Annotated in this window: 2 protein-coding genes; one reads left to right on the forward strand and one right to left on the reverse strand. The window is 33.7% G+C overall.

Annotation, left to right across the window (positions count from 1 at the left end):
• Nucleotides 1–969: serine hydrolase (locus F6K13_RS29280; protein WP_287289304.1), on the forward strand; the 969-nt coding region annotated here is incomplete at its 5' end.
• A gap of 1,033 nt (nucleotides 970–2,002) precedes the next feature.
• Here F6K13_RS29280 and F6K13_RS29285 read toward each other — a convergent pair.
• Nucleotides 2,003–2,271, reverse strand: a 269-nt coding sequence (locus F6K13_RS29285) for a formylglycine-generating enzyme family protein (RefSeq protein ID WP_287289306.1), incomplete at its 5' end; no start/stop codon positions are given.

The raw sequence follows: 2,271 nt of genomic DNA on the forward strand, positions 1-2,271 counted from the left end.
TATCAATTTCAGGGTGAAACTCGGACAATGAAAGACTTTTTACAACGCACAGGCAATACAGGATTTTTAATAGTTAAAAATGATGTAATTGTTTATGAAAAATATTCTCAAGGTTATACAAAAAATGATAAAAAAACTTCTTGGTCAGTGGCAAAGAGTTTTATTTCTGCCTTAATAGGTATTGCGATTAATGATGGTTATATTCACAGTATTGATGACTCAATTACTAAATATATGCCAGAGTTAAAAGCATCTGGATATAACAATGTACCAATTAAGCATATTCTACAAATGTCTTCTGGAATAAATTTTAGTGAAGCCTACGAAGATGATAATTCTGATATTAATAAACTTTTGTATAAATTATTTTTGTATATGCGACCGATGGAGAAGGTGATTTTAAATTATCCTGCTAAAGAACCATCAGGTAATTACTTTGAATATATCAGTTTGAATACTCAGATATTAGGTTTATTGTTGAGGCGAGTTACTGGGCAAGATATTGTCAGTTATTTAGAAAAGAAATTATGGCAACCAATGGGAGCAGAATCAGATGCTTATTGGTTAACTGATAATTATGGAACTGAAGTAACTTTTTGTGGGATGAATTGTACTTTGAGAGATTATGCAAAATTTGCTTTAGTTTATTTGCATAATGGGTATTTTAACGGACAACAAATTATTCCTAAAAGTTGGGTAAAGGAGTCAACAATTCCTGATACTCCTCACTTACAACCAGGGGCGACAGATGAGCTTTATTTTAAGTGGGGTTATCAATATCATTGGTGGATTCCTGAAGGTTCAAATGGTGATTATTGTGCGACTGGTGCTTGGGGACAATATATTTATATTAATCCAGAAAATAATTTTGTTGGGGTAAAAACTGGTTCTAGTAATAATATTTTGAGGAGTATTGATGATGTGGAAACTGTTGCTTTATTTCGCGCGATCGCTGATGAGTTAAATTAATTAAATAGGGGTTAGGTTAACCTCAGAAATTCAACAAATTAATTCCGATTATTTATTCTCAATTTGTTTGGTGGGCAAATATAGCGCTACGCGCAAGTCAGAAGTCAGAAGTCAAAAGTCAGAAGTAATCCCTGACTAACTTTGAGCATTTATATATGTCCTAACCTATTTGCGTAGTGCTGTATAAGCTTGACTATAATGCTTTATCTATAGCTCCCATAACTTAAAATCTCAAATTATGTAGGTTTTAAGTTTTAGTTATAAGTTTGAGTTTTTAGTTTGAAAATTTTAAACTTTGTCATTAATCTCTGACAAAAAAGGAGAAAAATTTTTTCTATCAATTCACGAAATTTCAATCTTTTTAGCTCTTTTGCTCAATTTTGTAATATTATAAATAGTGATATAATCCATTGGTATTTTATTACTTAACAAGATTTTGAAGCTGCAAATGCCTATTATGTCGTTGTTTGGGGAGCGATCGCTCTTAATTTACTTTGAGATGAATGACTAATTTTCCTCTCTTCATTTTTCGATGGGTTGATAGATTTGCCGTTTTGTGATCAGGAAGTTTTTATTTATACCAATACTTTAATTTGAGCAATACTATTGTGAAACGCTGTCCCACTACTTGGTTGAATAAAAAATCATGCGTGTATACGAACAACCCGCAATTTTTAAATCGGAGCGCGAATTTTTGGAAAGTGCAAGGGGAAAAATCTTTGCAACGCGGTTTTTTGGAGCTTCACAGAATGAATTTTTCCTCTCTTTATAACCTAAGCGTACACTTATCCTATGCATAGAAGAAGAGGACAATTATGCTGTTTGCGCAGCATTCCGTAGGAGAGGAAAAATTCTGCTTTGTCTAGGTTTTAAGCTTTTTGATAAGCTTTAACTGTTTTGCAAATAATATATCCAATTTTTGTCAAAGGGAACAAGGAACAGGGAACACCAGATATGGGAACATAGAATCTAAATGATTCAAAGAACAAAAGGAAAAGAGCAGACCAGAATACTAAGTGGAAAAAATGAGAGACTAAAATGACAAACAAATCACCCGGAAACCCACATTGTTAATGCAAATGTTTGTATCATCCCAGTCACGATCAGCGCTCCGACACCACCAGGGATAATCATTCCAACTACCTCCACAGAGTACTCGTAACTCAATACTTTCGCTACTTTCCCAAGCACTGCCATCAGTGGGTAGACCTTCATAGCTATTATGCCAAATATCCTGACACCACTCGTCTACATTCCCATGCATATCATATAAACCAAAAGCATTGGGAGGAAAACTTCCCA

It is taken from the genome of Okeania sp. SIO2B9 (genome assembly GCF_010672505.1).
Taxonomy (GTDB): Bacteria; Cyanobacteriota; Cyanobacteriia; order Cyanobacteriales; family Microcoleaceae; genus Okeania; species Okeania hirsuta.